The sequence below is a fragment of the Staphylococcus sp. AS1337 genome, assembly GCF_051408735.1.
Classification (GTDB): domain Bacteria; phylum Bacillota; class Bacilli; order Staphylococcales; family Staphylococcaceae; genus Staphylococcus; species Staphylococcus xylosus_B.
Map to the genome: position 1 here is coordinate 531,988 of NZ_JBOIHZ010000001.1, position 19,376 is coordinate 551,363.

Consider the following 19,376-nt stretch of genomic DNA (forward strand, 5'->3'; position numbering starts at 1 on the left):
AAAAAGCTTAATAAATATGAATTTAAGGTGCTATTTATTTTATTACAAGATAAAGTATTTCGTAGTGAATATTCAAGGATTAGTTTAAAGGAAGTGAAAGAAATTGTTGGATTCTCTAGAAATAAAATAAATGAAATTATAGAAAATCATAAGGATAAATTTTATAAATTAAAAAGTAATCCAGTAATTTATGAAGTGAAATATAATGATATCAAAAAAGGTGTTGGATAAAGGTTGCTTTTACTGAAAATAAAGGGACGATAGTAGATAAAAATATTGATGAGAAAGATGTTCCTAAATCAGTTAAAGATAATTTTAAGCAGTGATACAATTTTATTGTGAAATATTATGTGTAAATATTATGTGTAAATATTATGTGTAAATATTAGCGATGAATAAATGTATTAGGAAAAATATTACTGCAATATATATTTAAAGGCATGGATACGGAATCAAACTAGCAATGTGGTTTCGTATTTCATGCCTTTTATGTAGTTTAGTTTTAGCAATATGATTAAAAGTAATTGACGTTAGTGTGCACAACAAGCTAACTAATTTACAGTCGTGATTTGATTTACATTTTTACTTTGTCTTGATATAAAATCCCTACACCATAACCACTATTACCGATAGCATAATCGAATTTAATGATTTCAATATATGGATTTCCCTCTAAAAACGCATTGACCTTTTTATTTAAGCCTTTTTCTGTTACTGCACTAATGTTTATAAATTGCATCTTAGCACGCTCCTTTTTAAATATAGTTTGTTGTTATACTACGTTATTAATAAGTAGCTATTTTGGTTTTGTGAAATTTTTATTAGGTGTTAATGTTTTTTGGTGTGCACAATATGTTCAAAGCATAATTTTAGAATAACAAAGAATGAGGTGGTTATGGACGTAGATTTTTATAAAAGAAAAAAGGGGAGCGTAAGGTTGTGATATTAGGTTATTGATAAAACGATCTAGTTCAATTTAGGTCCCATATAAAAATAATAAAGATGTATTGTAAAATGACGTATATTAAAACAAATAACTCTAATTTTGTATGCAAAAAGCTATTTTTGACAAATTTGTGTATAATGTAGAAAGCGCTTTCTTATTATGTTCTAATAATCTTTGAACTCCTATAGGCATAAGGCTGAAGGCGTATTCTTTTTTTAACTAAAATATACAAATTTCTGATATAATAGCCTAGTTGTACAAAAATCATAAATAATTTTTAGAATCATGTAAATTTAATATATGAGTGGAATTTTCTTTGTGATAAACTGTATTTTGTAGAAAACTAGCATTTATGCAAATGTTAGCTTAGATAAGGGGATGAACAAGAGTGAGAGTAATTAAAAGAATAAACCTACCGACGCAAATTATCATAGCATTGGTATTAGGGGTAATTTTAGGTAGTATCTTACATGGAAATAAAGATGTAATTAACTATATACAACCATTCGGTGATGTATTTATAAATTTAATTAAAATGTTAGTAGTACCTATTGTATTTTGTTCTTTAGCACTATCTATTTCAAATGTTGGAGATACAAAAACTATTGGGCGCTATGGCGGTAAGACATTATTATATTTTGTTATTATGACAAGTTTTGCAATTTTTATGGGATTAATATTTGGTAACTTATTTAAACCAGGTCAAGGGCTAAATCCCGATTTATTACCTAAAGGTGATATTTCAAAATATGAATCAACTGCTAAGGCAGCAGAAAGCACTACATATGGAAATCATTTAATCGATACAATTGTTAATATTATACCGACTAACGTAGTTGAAGCATTTGGATCTGGAGAGCTTTTACCGGTCATATTCTTCTCAGTATTTTTCGGTTTGGCGTTAGCTGCTATTGGACAAAAAGCGCAACCTGTTAAAGACTTTTTAGGTGGCGCATTAGAAGCAGTATTTTGGATGATTGGTAAAGTATTATTATTAGCACCAATTGCAGTATTTGCATTTATTACGACAACGATTATTACTTTTGGATTATCAGCATTAATTCCACTGTTTAAATTATGCTTAACAGTAGTCATTGCAATGTTTTTCTTTATTTTCGTTGTATTAGGTATTGTTACAAGAATTTGTGGAGTGAGGATTACGCAAATCATCAAGTTGTTGAAAAATGATTTAATGCTTGCATTCTCAACTGCAAGTTCAGAAGCTGTATTACCAACAGTTATGAAAAAAATGGAAAGATTTGGTGTTCCTAGAGATATCGCATCCTTTGTGTTACCAACTGGTTATTCGTTTAACCTTGATGGCGCGGCCATGTATCAATCTATTGCGGCGTTATTCGTTGCACAATTATATGGTGTTGACTTAAGCATTGGTGAACAAATCATCTTAATGATTACGCTGATGCTCACATCAAAAGGTATGGCTGGCGTGCCAGGAGCTTCAATCGTAGTGTTATTAACAACATTAGGCTCGGTTGGATTAAATCCACAAGGTTTAGCACTTATTATAGGTGTAGACAGAATTTTAGAAATGCTTAGAACATGTGTTAACGTATTAGGAAACTCAGTAGCTACAATCTTTATTGCTAAAACAGAAGGTGTTTACAATAAAAAAGAAGGCGAAGAGTATCTGAAGACAATATAGAAAATGCCCCTCCTTTACAGATTGTAAGGGAGGGTATTTTTATGCAATTTTTAAAATTAGCTACACTTTATATTAAAAATAAGTGTACGTTAAAAGTATATAAAAAAGTGTAACCACAATGATATTTAAGAAAAGTATGAAACGAAATTGTTTTCCATTCATAGGGTGAGTCTGTTCTTTATATGCTTTTTTATTTACATTTTGACGTGTTTGTATCGTATTATTCCAAGACATTATACTAACAAAGATAATACCTACTAGAATTTTAGGGGTAAGATTCACTGTATGCCTCTCCTTAAGCTGATTATAGATTTTTATAAAAAATAAATTGTGTTATGATTTCTTATAAGATAACACAAATTTAGATTTTCAAAAATGTTCTTAAGTAAAAGGTGCGATAATATGCAACAAAAATAAATTAGGTATTGGTTTTTAAATTTCTAGTTTTATTAATATTGTTTTAGCACTGTTAGTTGCTTTTGGTATATCTCCATTTAGCCAAACTATACTTATTGTACTGCGTTGATTACGATGGTAAATGCTATTTATTTACTATATAAGGCATTCTATATATTTAGAGAAGAAAGAACTTAACAATGAGCCAATCGCATAGGAGGAGTTACATATTATGGCAATTACATTATTAATTATTATATTTTTAATAAATATGGTAGGAGCATTTTATTTATTAATGAAACTTTCGAAATTAAAAAAAGAGAAGGCTCCTGATCATGAATATAAAAGAATGATAGACCGCATGTCCCCATACTTGTGGTCATCACTCATTATATCTGTTATTTTATTCATCACTGCGTTAATTGTTGCTTAATTTTAAAGTTTTGACAAGGGAATAATGTGATTATGTGTTTTTTAAAGAACAGATTATTTTAAAAGTAGAAGACTATTATTTTAGGTGATGTGAGCTATGAAATTTAAGGTTGTATGTCGAATTTTTATCTATATACAAGAATAAAAATAAATAGAACAATACACTATATCGTTACTAAAAATTAAATTAATAAACTAATTTACGGTTTGGGGTGTACAAATGAATGATTACTCGTTATAATAGGTATTAAGTAATTTAGTTCGTGAAATTGATTTGTAGAGTTATTCTTTTGAATTTACTCCTTTTGATTTTTTAAGACAGATTACAAATATTCGTGCAAAAGCACATATGGAGGAATTTAATTATGAATAACGGTACAGTTAAATGGTTTAATGCAGAAAAAGGTTTCGGTTTCATCGAAGTTGAAGGTGGAAACGACGTATTCGTACACTTCTCAGCAATCGCTCAAGAAGGTTACAAATCATTAGAAGAAGGACAAGCTGTTGAATTCGAAATCGTTGAAGGCGACCGCGGTCCTCAAGCAGCTAACGTTGTTAAATTATAATAACGGCTGAAAGACGAGTATAACTCGTCTTTTTTTTATGCAAATTTAAATAAGAAATACGACATTAACCCCTTAACGCATAGATTGGTGCGTTAGGGGGTTTTTATTTTTTACGATGAGTTATTTACAAAGTGTTCAAAATTTTGTTTTCTAAGCAAAATAAACGCAATATTAATTATACACGCGAATATACCAATTAAAATTACGAAACTAGATCCTAAAGTTGCAATAAATATGCCGCCTATAAAAGTTCCGATTGTGGTGCCAGAATTTACTGCCGATAAAAATATACCGTTTGATAAGTCAGGAGCATCTGGCGCAGCTGAAGTAATCACATATTGCGTTATATTTGCTGAAATACCTGCTAAGGTTCCCCACGCCATAGTGATAATCATCATTGGAATAGAGAATGCTCCTAAACAAAACATAGCAATATATATTATAACCAGCGCCAAAGGTAACATTAATATTGCTTTTTGAGGTATCGATGTTAATAATTTTCCTGCAATAATATTACCTAAAATATTGAAAAATCCGTATAAGAATAACATAACTGATATTAAATTTCCTTGTGCCTCTGTAACAATATTTAAGAAATCAGTAAAGTAACTATAAACACCAAAAATTGCTGCATTAAATAGAATAGATACTATAATTGACAACCAAGTTAGTGGTCGTTTGAGGACGCGTAATTGATCTCCGTACGTTACGGCTGTTTTCGCTGGCATTTTTGGAATGAAGATAATTGTTAGTATAAGTACAATGATATTAACAAGGGCAAAGAATGATAATGCTACATACAAATCGAATTTATTCGCTAAGAAATTCACGATTGGTACACCTACAACCATACCGGCAGAAACACCTATAAATACTCGGGCAACAGCTTTTGGAGCTTCTTTTGGATTAACTGAATCTGATGCCACTGAAAAGGCTAAAGCGATATATACAGGATGAAATATGGCTGGTATTATTCTCGCTACTAATAATATGGTAAAGCTTGTTGTAAAGAGCGAAACAATATTACTGATTATAAAGATTATGAGCACGAGCAACATTACTCTTTTTCTTTCTACTTTTGAGAGTAATAGAGGCATAATAGGACCAGAAATAGCAATGCCTATTGCAAAAATGGAAACTAACCATCCTGCAGTAGATATATTAACGTTAAAATGAGCAGCAATTTGAGGGATTAGTCCTATAAACCCCATTTCTGTATTCAAAATACCAAATACACCAATGGTTAAAATGAGTATGATTAATTTATTATTTTTCATTATAGGTTCCTCCCGAACTTTAATAAATTCAGTTTAAAAGGTAAAATGAGATATGACAAATACTTATTTGTATTAATTAGATATGCGTATATTGAATAACTGAGAGGAGAAATTTATGGAAATAAAAACACTACAATATTTTGTAAGAATAGCAAAAGAAGAAAGTATTACACGTGCTGCAAATGCTTTACATATCACACAGCCAACTTTGTCTAGACAAATCAAAGATTTAGAGACAGAGTTAGACGTGAAACTGTTTAAGCGAAGCAATCACAATATTCATCTTACTGACGAAGGCCTTTTATTGAAAAATAGAGCTGAAGAACTCATAGAAATGTCTCGAAAAATACAAGAGGAGTTTAAAGTAATTGATAGAAATATTGAAGGGAATGTCTATATAGGTTGTGGTGAAACCAAAGGCATGGAAGTCATTGCAAATATTTTTAAAGAGATTCAGACGCATCATCCTAAGGTGCATTTTCATATTTATAGTGGTAATGCAGAGGACATTGCAAGCCGATTAGATAAAGGATTATTAGATTTTGGTTTGCTTATCCAACCTGTGAATTTAAATAAGTACAAAGCATTAGATTTACCGACTTTCGACCATTGGGGTGTGATTGCTAAAAAAGACGACGCTTTATCAGAAAAAGATTATGTGACAAAAACAGATTTATCAAAAGAGGCCTTGATATGTTCAAGACAAGTATTAGAAACCGATACTGAAGAAAATGAATTCGCAGAGTGGTTTGGACATTTATATAAATATTTAAATATAGTAAGTACGTTTAACTTAGCATATAATGCTGGTTGGATGGTTAAAGCTAATATGGGTTACGTTGTTACATTAGATAGTATTGTTAATACTTCTGTTGAAAGTGATCTTAAGTTTATTCCGCTAGAGCCAAAGTTAATTGCAAAGCATAATTTGGTTTGGCGTAAAGATCATACATTTTCAAAGGCAGCTCAATTATTTTTAGAAAAAGCGATAGAAGCTTGTTATTAAATATAAATTAATAAAATACAAAAAGGGAACGAGCATATGACATTAAAAGTTAATCTCATATGCTCGCTCCTTTAATTATTCACGTTATAATTCTCGACTATTGATCGTTTCTTTTTTAGTACGAATCATCAACATTAGGATGAAACCAATAATCATTAGAATTGTTGTGAAGGCAAATGCAGCATCTACACCAAGTACGGTAGCGTGTTGCATTATTTCAGTTTTTGTGTGACTACCATTAGCATTTTCTACGTAGTTTGTTCTAACAATAGTTAAGATTGTAATCATAATAGCAGTACCTATTGCACCAGCTATAATTCTTAATGAATTAATAATAGCAGTACCGTGTGAAATGTTTTTAGTTTCTAATGCATTAATACCAATTGTGTTTAACGGCATTATAATTAATGCAACAGCAAACATTCTGACTGCATAGATGACAACAATATACCAATAAGGTGTTTCTGTAGTTAAGAAACAATGTAGAATGGTCATAATAATTAATAAGATAAATCCAGGGATAGCCAATATCTTCAGTCCATATTTATCATAAATTTTACCCGTATATACAGACATAAAGGCATTAACCACAGCTCCAGGTAAGATGACTAAACCTGAAAGTATTGCTGATAGGCCAAGTCCTGATTGAATATACATAGGTATCAATAATGCAGGACCTACAATACCAATAAATAGAACCATTGAAGCGAACGCAGATAATGAAAATGTTCTGTTTGCAAACACGCGCATATTTAATAATGGATTGTCTATTCTAATTTGTCTCAAGACAAAGATACCAACAATGATAAGTCCGACTATTAATGAAATGATAACAATTGGTGAAGTAAATCCAAGGTTACCAGCACTACTAAAGCCATAAAGCATTAGTCCGAAACCAAATGTAGAATATATCACTGAAGTCTTATCTAATTCAGTGTGTTTAGTTTCATTGTTACTTTCTACAAAAATGATACCAATAATAAATGCAATTATAGCGATTACTGCTACTACTATAAATGGTGCTCTCCAACTAAATGTATCAATTAGAAAACCAGTTAAAGTAGGGCCAATCGCTGGTGCTGATTGCGCAACAATTCCTGTAAGCCCCATGGCAAATCCACGCTTTTCAGCTGGAAAGAGGGTGAAGACAGTGAATTGCATTAATGGTAACAAGATACCTGCACCTATAGCTTGAATCACTCGTGCTAACATTAGTAAACCAAATGTCGGCGAAAGTGCAGCTATAATAGAACCGAGTAAGAATGCACTCATTGAAAAAATATAGAGTGATCTTGTATGGAAGCGGTCCATGAGGAAAGCTGTCGTAGGAATCATGATTCCGTTAACAAGCATAAATCCTGTAATGAGCCACTGAGCAGTCGTTTCAGTTATTTCTAAGCCATTAATGATGGCTGGCAGTGCTGTGTTGAGCAATGTTTGGTTAAGCATTGCAACAAAGGCACTACTGAGCATAACTAAGATGATTGTATTTCTTTTTTTGATCGATATTCCATTCTGCGACATTTCAATTACATCTCCTTTTATAACATCCCAACGATAAATTTTAATCCTTTTAAGTTAGCAAAGCAAACCATTTGGTTTAAAAATCTAATATTAAAAGTAATAACTTTAAAAAAATAATTATGTAAATGTGAAGTTGATTGAATGTAATTAGTATAATGAATGGAAACAAAATTCATATATACAATTAAAATGAATTTAATATAGAAAAAATAGTGTCATCATCGAGTGCAGTATGAAAGTGATTTTATCTGTTGGATTAAAATAAATTTGTAACTACCAATTTTAAAGATATAATTTAGTTTAAAAGAATAGAGAGATTTTAAGAGATGATGAAATATATTGGGGGAAGGTGACTATAATGGGAATTGAAGTACAGCACTATCAAAAACAGTGGCCGATTTTATTTGAAATTGAGAAATCAAACATCGAAGCTATTTTAAGTGAAGAAGTCATTAAAATACATCACATTGGGCGTACTGCTGTTGAAAATTTAAAGGCTAAACCTATTATTGATATGTTAGTAGTAGTAAATAAAATAGAAAAAATTGATGACTATAATGAAGTATTGATGAGCCTGGATTATACATCATTGGGAGAAAATGGAATTATAGGGAGAAGATTTTTTATAAAGGGTGGAAATCCACGTACGCATCATATGCATATATTTCAACAGGATAATATATATGAGATTAACCGTCATATAGCGGTAAGAGATTATTTACGTAAACATGGAGAAAATGCACGTGAATACGAACAATTAAAAGAACGATTAGCTCAACAATTTCCTGATGATAGGCAAAGTTATTGTGACGGGAAAGAGCCCTTTATGAAAAAATTAGAACAAGATGCATTAATTTGGTATTTGAAATAATTATAAAGTCCCACTTCTCATGAAATGAGTTAGTGGGACTTATGCATGAGCGTAAACTCAGGTAATCAATTAAACCCACTTCTCTAAAGAGCCACTTCTTAAATTGTTAAGCTAGTGGCTCTTACACATGAGTACTTACTCAGGTGTTCCGCTTTTAAGAGTTAGTGGGACTTATACATGAGCGCAAGCTCAGGTAGACCTTTAAAAAAATTGATTTCTACTCCACTTCTTTATTTAAAATAATTTTATAGGAGTTTAATCAAATTGAGTGATGTCGGAAACGTATAAAGCGATACGAATGTTTAATGAATGCATAGGGTCTTCAATATTCACTCCGATTAAATTGCTACATTTATTAATTCTATATTTAACTGTATTACGGTGAATATATATCTTTTCTGCAGTTTTAGTTATATCGCACTGGTTGTCCATATAGACTTGTAATGTTTGTTTTAATTCTAAGTCTTTTTTAGTTTTAGGGTAACTCAATGGGCCTAAAGTATGTTTTATAAATGGACGTAATTTCTCTTTTGGTATTAACTGTAAAAGTTCTTTAATATCTTTGGAATGATAATAAGAGATGAAGTTTTCTTTATCATTCATTAATTCATTTTCAAAAGCTTCATTAGCTTCAAAATATGACGAAGCTATTTGTGTGAATTCTGTAACTTCATTGCCAATACCAAAAGAAATCGTACCTTCAAAATGTTCTCCATAACTATTTTGAAGGCGTTTAAGATAGTCGTAGTAATAGTCGTGACGGTTTTGTAATAAAATAGCAAAGCGATTCGTACTTGGTATTTTATAAATACTGATATAATCATCAAGGTCGGTAAGCATATATTGTAGCCAACGAAATGTCAGTTGATACCTTTCATTAAGGTAATAACTATTCTCTAAGCTATTCGGTGAATCAATGTCACAAATAATGATTTGATAATAATCAGAATCGAAAATATTATAGCGTTTCAGTAAATCGTTATGCTTTTTGATTGAAAGAGTTTGGTCGCTTTGGTTATTAACAAGTGCTTCAAAAAAGCGATTAATATCATTTTGTTCGGCTTCTTCGATTTTTGTGTTTTTGTATAAAGCGAAACTCAATACGCTAACTACTTGTTCAATAGTCAACAAACTGAATGGATATGACAATTTATTGACTTGTGAAACCATTAAATAATACGGGAAGTACGTATATCCTAAAACTTTGAATATGACATGGTCTTTGTTTTCAAATACTTGTTTATTTTTATCGTAAACAGTTGATTGTTGGTAATAATTAAGAAAATAACCGATATGTTCATTAGTTAATTGTTTATTTTGATCATAATGATGGCTTAACGCTTCTGGTGCTTTGAAAGGATCAAAAAGAATAATCGGTACACCAAGTAATTTACTCATTCGTTGAATCATTGTATTAATACTATAACCTTTGATAAGAAGCTGATTTAACTCTTGTTGAATGTGTAATGCGTAGTTTAATTTTCCAGTTTCTGAGTCTGAAATATAAGATGAAATTTGGTGTGTAATTTCACCTAAGTTCCAACTTTCTGGTATTTCTATTAAAGGGAATTCCAATTTATCTGCAAAGTCTATAACCTCCTTATCTATCTCATGTAAAAACCTTGAAATTTTTATGCCGAGACCAGCTGTATTAATATCATGCAAGTCTTTAATTAACCTTTTTAAATCTTCTTGGTTGTCTTGAAATAATACGCCAGTTGTAAGAATAAAAGCATTTTGAGAAGTAAAATGTCTAATATCATTATTTTCAGTAATATCTAAGCTTGAAACTTCTGATGATAAATCTCCGTTTTTGTTAATCAGTTCTAACTCTTTAAACTGAGGAACGGACAAAATTTCGTTAAGTGTAGTCATGGTTTAATCCTCCGTTTCCGTCTTCTTGTATTATGAGTCATATTATTATATTTTACGAACAAATATAGTCATATTTGTATATTTATTAAGTTGATGGTATATTTATAAACATCTTAAATACGTTTATAATTTTATAAATCTTATCAAAAATAATGTTATATAAAAATTATTATACACATATTTTGTTCGAAATATATAACTTTCTACTCAATATATGTCATTACTAACAAAGAAAAACGCTTACATACGTAATAAAATGTAAATTAAAGATTGATTAAGATAGTTATAGCCTATTGAAGCAAAGGAGATATACAGATGGGAACACAGGAGAATGAAACGGCTCATAATCAAGCTTTCTTTGAAAAGCGTGGTTATAATAAAGATATAATGCCTAAGACATCAGCTCAACGAAATAATTCAGCATTCAACTTTTTCACTTTATGGATGGGTGCTGTTCATAATATACCTAACTATACAGCGGTAGGTGGTTTTCTATTAATAGGTTTATCACCATTACAAGTCATATTTGCCTTGATTTTAAGTTCATTTGTTATTGCACTATTACTCGTTTCAAATGGATATGCTGGTTCTAAATACGGAATACCTTTCGCAATGCAGTTACGTGATACATATGGAGATATCGGCGCTAAATTGCCTGGTGTTTTACGTGGTGTTGTAGCTGGCATCGCATGGTTTGGTTTACAAACATTTGCTGGTTCTCAAGCGTTACTTATTTTATTAAATAAGATTTTCCCAGGATTTGAAAACATTGGAAGTGGCATTTCAATTCTAGGTATTTCGGTACCAGGGTTAATCGCATTTTTAATTTTCTGGGCAATTAGTTTTGCAATTGGATTTGGTGGTGGTGACATACTGAATAAATTCACTGCTATTTTAAATCCGCTCATTTATATAGTGTTTGGTGGTATGGCAATATGGGGTGTGACTGTTGCTGGCGGTTTCAGCAATATCATGAACTATGAAATATCAACAAAAACAGACGGTATTATATATCCAGCCATTTTATCATTTATTTTAATCTTCAACTCTTTATTAGGTGTTTGGGCTGGACCAGGTTCAAGTGTATCTGATTTCACACAAAATGCTAAATCTACTAAAACACAAATTATTGGTCAGATTTCCGGTATAGTAGTTGCGCATGTGTTATTTGCTATTGCTAGTGTGTTTATTATCATTGGTGGTTCTATTTACTTAGGCCATCAAGAGTGGAATATTTTAACGATTATTAATGAATGGAGTAATTTCTGGGCGATCTTGATATCGACAGGGGTGTTATTAATGACAACCATTTCTACGAATGCAACGAGTAATATTATACCAGCTGCATATCAATTAAGTGCGTTATTACCTAAATGGATTAATTATAAACGTGGTGTAGTTATTGCTTCTGTATTAAGTGTTGTTATTATGCCCTGGAAAATGATGGAAAATGAGGATAGCATCTTTTTATTCTTAAATGCTATTGGTGCAATACTTGGTCCTGTTGCAGGTGTAATGATAGTACATTTCTACTTAGTATCTAAATGTCGTATTGATATTGATAAATTGTATTTTGATTTACATGATAAAGATATAAAAATAGAAAGAGTTAATATTTCTGCTTATATTGCAACGGTAGTAGGTGTGGTCATTTCATTGCTCGGATTCTTACCAGCATTTAAGGTTATTTCTGATTTTTCATGGTTTATTGGGTTCTTTATATCCAGTTTAGTTTATATCGTTTTACACTATTCAGTTAAATTATTTTCAAAAAAACAAGAAGGAGTGAACTATAATGAAATATGATTTAATTTTAAAAAATGGATTAGTCATTTTAGAAGATAGTCAGCAAAATGTAGAAATCGGTGTTAAAGATGGCAAGATTGCTGCTATTGGTCAAGATTTAGGTGAAGCTGAACAAGTTATTGACGCTCAGAACCAAATCGTATCACCAGGTATGGTAGACGCACATGTGCATATTACTGAACCAGGCGGCGGTTATCGTGATAGCTGGGAAGGTTATGTTACTGGTACACGCGCAGCAGCAAAAGGTGGTGTAACCTCATTTATTGAAATGCCTTTAAATCAAGTGCCTGCAACAACTGATCAAGCTTCTATTCAAGCAAAATTTGATGCTGGTAAAGATGAATTGTCAGTTGATGTTGCGAGTTATGGCGGTTTAGTACCATATAATTTAAACGGCGGTATTCAAGAGTTAGATGAAGCGGGTGTCGTAGCATATAAAGCGTTTTTAGCAACATGTGGTGATCGTTCAATAGAAGGTGACTTTGAAAATGTGGATGATTATTCATTATACGAAGGTATGAAACAAATTGCTAAAACTGGTAAATTACTTTCTATTCATGCTGAAAATGCAACAATCACTGACCGTTTAGGTGAAATTGCTAAGGCTAATGGTGAAACAACTTTAAGTGCATATGTCGATAGTAGACCAGTATTTACTGAAGTTGAGCCAATTCGTAAGATTATCTTATTTGCAAAAGAAACTGGTTGTCGTGTGCATATTGTACATGTTGCTTGTGAAGAAGGTGTAGATGAAATTATCAAAGCTCAACAAGAAGGAGTAGATATTTCATGTGAAACATGTACACACTATCTTTACTTCTACAAGGAAGAATTAGATGACATTGGTCCAGTCGTAAAATGTTCTCCGCCAATCAGAGAAAAATCACGCTTAGAAGGTATGTGGAATCGTGTACTAAATGGTGATATTGGATTTGTTACGTCCGATCACTCTCCTTGTACACCCGACTTAAAAGATACAGATAATGCTTTTGAAGCATGGGGCGGTATAGCTGGGTTACAAAATAATGTCGATATTTTATTTGACGAAGGTGTTCAAAAACGTAATATGTCATTAAATAAATTTGCAGATATTATTGCTACAGCACCTGCCAAACGTTTTGGATTGGAAGAAAAAGGTAGCATAGCTGTTGGAAAAGATGCAGATTTTGTATTAATTAAACCCAATGCGCCATATACTTTAACAGCAGAAGATTTAGCATATCGTAATAAGATGAGCCCTTATATTGGTCGTGAAATTGGCGCGCAAGTAACACAAACTATTTTAAGAGGCGAAGAAATTTACAACCAAGAAACTGGTATTTCAGAAAAACGCATCGGACAATTTATATAATCTTAATAAAAAGGATGACTTCTATGCAATCATTGGTAGAAGTCATCCTTTTTTAATTAAGTACGCTTAGTTTCGATATAACTTATGAATTGTTCGGCGTCATTTTTATTTAAATTTGTAATTGGAAATGTGCCAATACTAAAACGCATTGTTAGTGTATCATTATCTAATTGAACATCTTCTATTTCATCATAACGGATATTTCTATAGTAAAATTGGCCATCCATATCTACGTTTAAGATAAGACGTTCATTTGTTGCAATGTATGCAGCATCATATGTTTTTACATTACCATTGATAGGATATTCCATTTTACCTAGAATGGCAGGTCCTTTTTTCTCAGTTGGAAACAAATCTTCTGGATTTACGTTATCTAATATCATATAATCACCTTTTTCTTGTATATTAGTCTGCGACCTCTAAGTTTACTTCATTAATATCAATTCCCATAGCTTCGGCTATACCTTGACCGTATGCAGGATCGGCTTTATAGCAATGTCTGATATGGCGGTGTTTTAATGCGTCGGTAACGGGGTTCATTTCATTCGCAGTATTCTTAAATAATGTTTGTTGTTCTTCAGATGATAATAAACGGAATAATTTACCAGGTTGTTCAAAATAATTATCGTCATCTTCACGAAAGTCATATTCATATGCTTGCCCTTGAATATCTAAAGCGGGTTTTTTGTACTGTGGTTGATCTTCAAATGTGCCGTTACTATTTGGGTAATAATGTGTACTAGCGCCTTGATTATTATCTAAGATACGCATTTGCCCATCTCTACTAAATGGACATATGTTTTCCATACCAACACCTTTAGGTTGATTCACTGGAATTTGCCAGTGGTTAACACCTAAGCGGTATCTTTGAGTATCTCCATATGAAAATAGTCGACCTTGTAACATTTTATCTGGTGAGAAATCTAAACCAGGGACGATGTTTGTTGGTGCAAATGCAGCTTGTTCAACATCTTGGAAATAGTTTTCAGGGTTTCGATTTAATTCAAACTCACCAACTTCAATTAATGGATATTCATCTTTATACCAAACTTTAGTTAAATCAAAAGGATTATCTTTATGATTACGAGCTTGTTCTTCCGTCATTATTTGAATGTACATTTTCCATTTAGGGAAATTGCCTTGTTCTATATTATTGAATAAATCTCTTTGAGAAGAATCTCTATCTTTAGCCATCACTTGTTCGGCTTCTTCTGCAGAATAGTTTTCTATACCTTGTTGTGTTCTATGATGGAATTTGACCCAAAAGCGTTCGCCTTTATCGTTATACATAGAGTATGTATGAGAACCAAAACCATGCATATTTCTAAAGCCTTTAGGGATACCGCGATTTGTCATTAAGATCGTAATTTGGTGTAAAGCTTCTGGTAATAATGTCCAGAAATCCCAGTTCGCTTGTGGGTCTTTCATATTTGTTTTTGGATTCCGTTTAACCACATGGTTTAAACTTGGGAATAATTTAGGGTCTCTAAAGAAGAATACGGGTGTATTATTACCAACTAAGTCCCAGTTACCTTCGTCTGTATAAAACTTCAAAGCAAATCCTCTAATATCTCGTTCTGCATCGCCTGCACCACGTTCGCCTGCCACAGTTGAAAATCGTGCAAACATTTCTGTTTGTTTACCGATTTCAGCAAATATACTTGCGCATGTATATTTTGTAATATCATTTGTTACTGTGAAGGTACCAAATGCGCCTGACCCTTTAGCATGCATTCGACGCTCTGGAATTACTTCTCTATCAAAGTGTGCCATTTGTTCAAGGAAATAAATGTCCTGCATTAATAAAGGACCTCTTGGACCTGCAGTCATACTATTTTCTCTATCTGATACGGGAGCACCAAATAGCCCTGTTAATTTTTTATTCATAGTTTAATCTCCTTTATTTTAATCATATTTTTTATCGTCAAATAAATGAATTTGAATCCTTTCCAGTAAAAATATGTTGGAAACAGAGCTTCAAATTTATATTAAGTAATATTTTATACAGAGTTTCGACAATGAAAGTCGTATAAACATAGCTAGCGTTGTTTTTATAGCTCTAATATAAGGCTTGATAGATAGTTTTTACATAATTATTAAACCTCCCAAATTATAATTAATATCTTTTTATAATTATTATAATTTATTATATCTAAAAAACCGTTAATGTACAGAGTTTTTTCTCAAAAAATCATTTTAATTGATAATAATTATCTATAATTGAAATTTATAGATTATAATATCAAGTTCAATTTTATGTGCAATTTTATGTTTTGAGGTTTTGATTGATTTATCATTTTATTAAATGTAATGTTATTGAACAAATAATGGTTAAATATTTTGGGGTATTAGTCTGTCAATGATGCAAATATGGAGGCATTTATAGTTCATAAAACATAAATTGAAGTAGCGCTAGGGTAAAGTAAGTTTAAAAATGAAAGCTAAGATTTGTGAACTGAACGTTACAAGAAGTATGTTTTTATAAAAATATGTGATGATAAGGATGAGTATATGAAAAAATTAATCTCGGGTGTAGCTATAATTTCAACTGCAATAATTTATTTTATAAATAAAAAACAAAAGCACTATGATAATACTATTATAAAAAGGAACGGAGCATATTACTGTAATAATCATATTATTGTAAATAAAGATTATAAAATTTCTCCATTTTATACGCCTTTTCCAAAATTAGAAGCATTAAATGCTTTAAAAGTAATGATTAGTGATGCAGATAAACAAGGGTTTCAATTGATTATTATAAGTGGTTTTCGTTCGTATCTTAAGCAGATGCGATTGTTTAATATATATGTGCAACGTGATGGTTTAAAAAAAGCGCAGCTATATAGCGCAAAACCTGGCTTTTCTGAACATCAGACTGGTCTTGCTTTTGATGTTGCTACTCCAGGGTTACATGAATCAGCTAAGGAACTGTTTCAATATACTAAAGAGAGTGAATGGTTGGAAGATAACGCTCATCATTATGGCTTTATTATTCGATATCCTGAAGGTAAAGAACACATTACCCAATTTATGTACGAACCATGGCATTTAAGGTATTTAGGGAAAGAAGATGCGAAAAAAATGAAAAATACTAACCTCACGTTAGAAGAATATTTTCATTTAGTTTAAATAATTTTTATAAAAAGTGAACTTATAATAGTAAAAATACGTATGTTTTAGTAAGTAGAATAAAAAGGGGGCATTACGCAAAACAATTAGTTTTATTGTCAGTAAAACAGTCTTTTGTTTTTAAGCGTAAGATTAAGAAGAAACACACAACAAGAATCATTCATAAAATATTAAAAAAGGGGTGGAGATTTATGAATAATAAAGTATTAATGATTTCATCAGTATTAGCGACAAGTCTATTTTTAGGAGCAGGATCAGCTCAAGCCAATACGACAACAAATAACAACATGAACCAACAGGACATGTCAATGAAAGAGCAAATGGGACAAATGAATAACAACATGAACCAACAGGACATGTCAATGAACGAGCAAATGGGACAAATGAATAACAACATGAACCAACAAGACATGTCAATGAACGAGCAAATGGGACAAATGAATAACAACATGAACCAACAAGACATGGCAATGAACGAGCAGATGGGGCAAAAAACTATGATGCCATATTATAATTATAATGGATATACAACATATGATGGACAATTTACTCAAGAATATGATTTTGTAAGAGCATTACAACATGACAACGTTATGATTGATGGTTATAAAGTTAATACAGCTACATCTGATAAAGATGTTGCATCAAGTAAAGCAGTTTATGACTCAATGATCGATATGAATAAAGATGGGCAAGTAATTCATATAACTTTTGATACGAAACCAGATACGATAAGTAAAGAAATGTTTGAAAAATCACATATGGCTAATAATATGGTGGATGAAGGCAAGACGGCGGATGGCTCTTATATGACTTATGAAACAAATAACGGTATGTATAAAGCTTTCTTCGATAAGCATGGCTATTTAATGAAAGTAATGATTAGTTAATTTATATATGAATTAATGCATAAAAAAGCCCCTATTTAAGGGGTTTTTTAGTATTGTTGTTTAATGTTTGAGTTCTTGTAATATCTTTTTTACATATTCGTGATCATCGTGGTCATATTTTTGGCCTTTATAATTTTGTGGTTCATTTATACCAGTAAGTAAAATAATCTCATTATTTTTATCTGTTGCCTGTAAAAGTGATTTTATGCCTTCTTTTCGTGAAGAACCACGCAAAACATTACTCGTTTTATAGCAATCTGGTAAATGCTTAAACATAAAGCGAAGGATTTTTTCTGGGTCTTCATATCCTACTTGCTCTGCAGCGATCATCAACTTATGAACACCTTGAGGTAATGTATCTACGGTCAGTTTTATTTTATCTAAACCTCTTAATCCTATGCCTGTAACCATTGTATTTAAGCTCTTGTTAATACTTTTACTATAATTCAAAGCGTTATTTATAGATTCTTTAATGGCCAAAGCAGTGTGTGCAAAATCTAATATAATCGTATAAGCATCTATTTCTACTATTTGAAAGCGATGTAATGGTGGATTAATTGTGGAAGCAACTTTAACGATTTTCTTTGAATCAAAACCCAATTTGTCTAAAGCAAATATACTTGTGGCTAAGTTTATAAAGTTATGCCCTCCTTTAAACTTAGGTATGATAGTATATGCATCATCGTTAATTTCGATATCAATAGTGTCATTAGTAATATGATATCGATAATATGCATTTTGTGTAGTAGAAAAATGTTGTTCGTCTTTTAAAATAGTACGATATTCTGCCGTATCTAAATTGACTAAATTTAGTGAGCTTAATCTATCTAATCTTAATTTAGCTTTTAAATAATTAGTCATAGTACCGTGATATTCTAGATGTTCTGGACTAAAATTAGTAAAAACGGCTAAATCATTTTTGATAAAATCTGTCCGTCGTTGATCCAAAGCTATAGAAGTAGCTTCGTAAACGATATAATCATAATTTTCGTTATAAAAATAATTTATAATCTCAGCCATTTCAAAATACATTGGTGTAGTTTGAGTTGAATGATTAAAGTTAAGTTTATTATAATTACAATCGTATATTCCCAGCGTACCTATAATAGCCACTTTTTTATCAAGTTGTGTAAGTAAATTACCAATCATATGACTTGTTGTCGTTTTGCCATTTGTACCTGTAACAGCGATACATTTAGTATTTTCAATTGCATTTTTATAAAATAATTTGACTAAGTTATTAGCTACTTCTGGAAAATCTCTTATATAAATAATAGGCATATTATTTTCTAAATGGCTAAATTTAGAGGGGGACGCATCTGTAATCACAAGTAAAGGACTCATTTTATTAGCACATTGAGCATAATGTGTTACATTTTCAGAATCTTTTAGCATAAATAGGGTAGCTTGGCTTATATCTTGGTACATTGAAGTAACTTTTTCACAAACAACTTCTGAATCCAATTTCACACATTTTGAAGATTTTACTGTATTTTGCTTAATGACTGACAAGATATCTTTAACGGTTATTTTCATAGTTTGTCTCCACCTTTTCTTTTCAGTTTCTAATCGTACAAATATAATCAGTGTCTTATTAAAAATGTAATTAAGAGATATACGTATGAAAATTAAAAAAGGATC

Annotated in this window: 17 protein-coding genes; 10 read left to right on the forward strand and 7 right to left on the reverse strand. The window is 31.2% G+C overall.

Annotated features, from left to right (window positions below; translation table 11 throughout):
• The first annotated feature begins 27 nt into the window (after positions 1-27).
• Complete coding sequence (locus tag ACSUE0_RS02430; RefSeq protein WP_436955912.1) at positions 28-231, forward strand: hypothetical protein; 204 nt, start codon at positions 28-30, stop codon at positions 229-231.
• Between the two features lie 343 nt (positions 232-574).
• Here ACSUE0_RS02430 and ACSUE0_RS02435 read toward each other — a convergent pair whose 3' ends face one another.
• Positions 575-739 carry a hypothetical protein gene (locus ACSUE0_RS02435; RefSeq protein ID WP_182475168.1) on the reverse strand — a complete coding sequence of 55 codons (165 nt, stop codon included), beginning with the start codon at positions 737-739 and terminating at the stop codon, positions 575-577.
• Between the two features lie 595 nt (positions 740-1,334).
• Here ACSUE0_RS02435 and ACSUE0_RS02440 point away from each other — a divergent pair.
• From ACSUE0_RS02440 to cspD, 3 genes are all read left to right on the forward strand, one after another.
• The gene (locus tag ACSUE0_RS02440; protein ID WP_436955914.1) at positions 1,335-2,609 is read left to right on the forward strand and encodes a dicarboxylate/amino acid:cation symporter; all 1,275 of its coding nucleotides are present in this window, start codon (positions 1,335-1,337) and stop codon (positions 2,607-2,609) included.
• Between the two features lie 628 nt (positions 2,610-3,237).
• The gene (locus tag ACSUE0_RS02445; RefSeq protein WP_436955916.1) at positions 3,238-3,438 is read left to right on the forward strand and encodes a hypothetical protein; all 201 of its coding nucleotides are present in this window, start codon (positions 3,238-3,240) and stop codon (positions 3,436-3,438) included.
• 364 nt (positions 3,439-3,802) lie between these two features.
• Positions 3,803-4,003: a cold-shock protein CspD gene (cspD, locus tag ACSUE0_RS02450; RefSeq protein ID WP_011303913.1), complete on the forward strand. Its 201-nt coding sequence runs from the start codon at positions 3,803-3,805 to the stop codon at positions 4,001-4,003.
• Positions 4,004-4,113: 110 nt separating this feature from the next.
• Here cspD and ACSUE0_RS02455 read toward each other — a convergent pair whose 3' ends face one another.
• Entirely contained in the window at positions 4,114-5,280 is a 1,167-nt protein-coding gene (locus ACSUE0_RS02455) for an MFS transporter (RefSeq protein WP_436955918.1), read from the reverse strand.
• 115 nt (positions 5,281-5,395) lie between these two features.
• Here ACSUE0_RS02455 and ACSUE0_RS02460 point away from each other — a divergent pair, with 115 nt between their 5' ends.
• Positions 5,396-6,286 carry a LysR family transcriptional regulator gene (locus ACSUE0_RS02460; protein WP_119614442.1) on the forward strand — a complete coding sequence of 297 codons (891 nt, stop codon included), beginning with the start codon at positions 5,396-5,398 and terminating at the stop codon, positions 6,284-6,286.
• Positions 6,287-6,370: 84 nt separating this feature from the next.
• Here ACSUE0_RS02460 and ACSUE0_RS02465 read toward each other — a convergent pair whose 3' ends face one another.
• Positions 6,371-7,810, reverse strand: a complete 1,440-nt coding sequence (locus tag ACSUE0_RS02465; protein WP_119614441.1) for an MDR family MFS transporter — start codon at positions 7,808-7,810, stop codon at positions 6,371-6,373.
• Between the two features lie 358 nt (positions 7,811-8,168).
• Between ACSUE0_RS02465 and ACSUE0_RS02470 the strand changes: the two genes are divergently transcribed.
• Entirely contained in the window at positions 8,169-8,681 is a 513-nt protein-coding gene (locus tag ACSUE0_RS02470) for a GrpB family protein (RefSeq protein WP_436955921.1), read from the forward strand.
• Between the two features lie 255 nt (positions 8,682-8,936).
• Here the strand turns inward: ACSUE0_RS02470 and ACSUE0_RS02475 are convergent, their stop codons facing one another.
• A complete protein-coding gene (locus tag ACSUE0_RS02475) occupies positions 8,937-10,556 on the reverse strand; it encodes a PucR family transcriptional regulator (protein WP_119614439.1) in 1,620 nt (539 codons plus the stop codon).
• Positions 10,557-10,871: 315 nt separating this feature from the next.
• Here ACSUE0_RS02475 and allW point away from each other — a divergent pair, with 315 nt between their 5' ends.
• Both allW and allB read left to right on the forward strand, forming a co-directional pair.
• Positions 10,872-12,362: an allantoin permease gene (allW, locus tag ACSUE0_RS02480; protein ID WP_119614438.1), complete on the forward strand. Its 1,491-nt coding sequence runs from the start codon at positions 10,872-10,874 to the stop codon at positions 12,360-12,362.
• The gene (gene allB / locus ACSUE0_RS02485; RefSeq protein ID WP_436955924.1) at positions 12,352-13,713 is read left to right on the forward strand and encodes an allantoinase AllB; all 1,362 of its coding nucleotides are present in this window, start codon (positions 12,352-12,354) and stop codon (positions 13,711-13,713) included. Before allW ends, allB begins: the two co-directional genes overlap by 11 nt.
• 56 nt (positions 13,714-13,769) lie before the next feature.
• On the opposite strand, the gene ACSUE0_RS02490 is transcribed toward allB, so the two are convergent.
• Positions 13,770-14,096: a PH domain-containing protein gene (locus ACSUE0_RS02490; protein ID WP_119614436.1), complete on the reverse strand. Its 327-nt coding sequence runs from the start codon at positions 14,094-14,096 to the stop codon at positions 13,770-13,772.
• Between the two features lie 22 nt (positions 14,097-14,118).
• Positions 14,119-15,600, reverse strand: a complete 1,482-nt coding sequence (locus ACSUE0_RS02495) for a catalase (RefSeq protein ID WP_436955926.1) — start codon at positions 15,598-15,600, stop codon at positions 14,119-14,121.
• A gap of 624 nt (positions 15,601-16,224) precedes the next feature.
• Between ACSUE0_RS02495 and ACSUE0_RS02500 the strand changes: the two genes are divergently transcribed.
• Together ACSUE0_RS02500 and isaB are read left to right on the forward strand one after the other, a co-directional pair.
• Entirely contained in the window at positions 16,225-16,845 is a 621-nt protein-coding gene (locus tag ACSUE0_RS02500; protein WP_119614434.1) for a M15 family metallopeptidase, read from the forward strand.
• Positions 16,846-17,036: 191 nt separating this feature from the next.
• On the forward strand, positions 17,037-17,735 hold the full coding sequence (gene isaB, locus ACSUE0_RS02505) for an immunodominant staphylococcal antigen IsaB family protein (protein ID WP_436955928.1): 699 nt from the start codon (positions 17,037-17,039) through the stop codon (positions 17,733-17,735).
• Positions 17,736-17,795: 60 nt separating this feature from the next.
• Here isaB and ACSUE0_RS02510 read toward each other — a convergent pair whose 3' ends face one another.
• Positions 17,796-19,271, reverse strand: a complete 1,476-nt coding sequence (locus tag ACSUE0_RS02510; protein ID WP_436955930.1) for a Mur ligase family protein — start codon at positions 19,269-19,271, stop codon at positions 17,796-17,798.
• Positions 19,272-19,376: the final 105 nt, after the last annotated feature.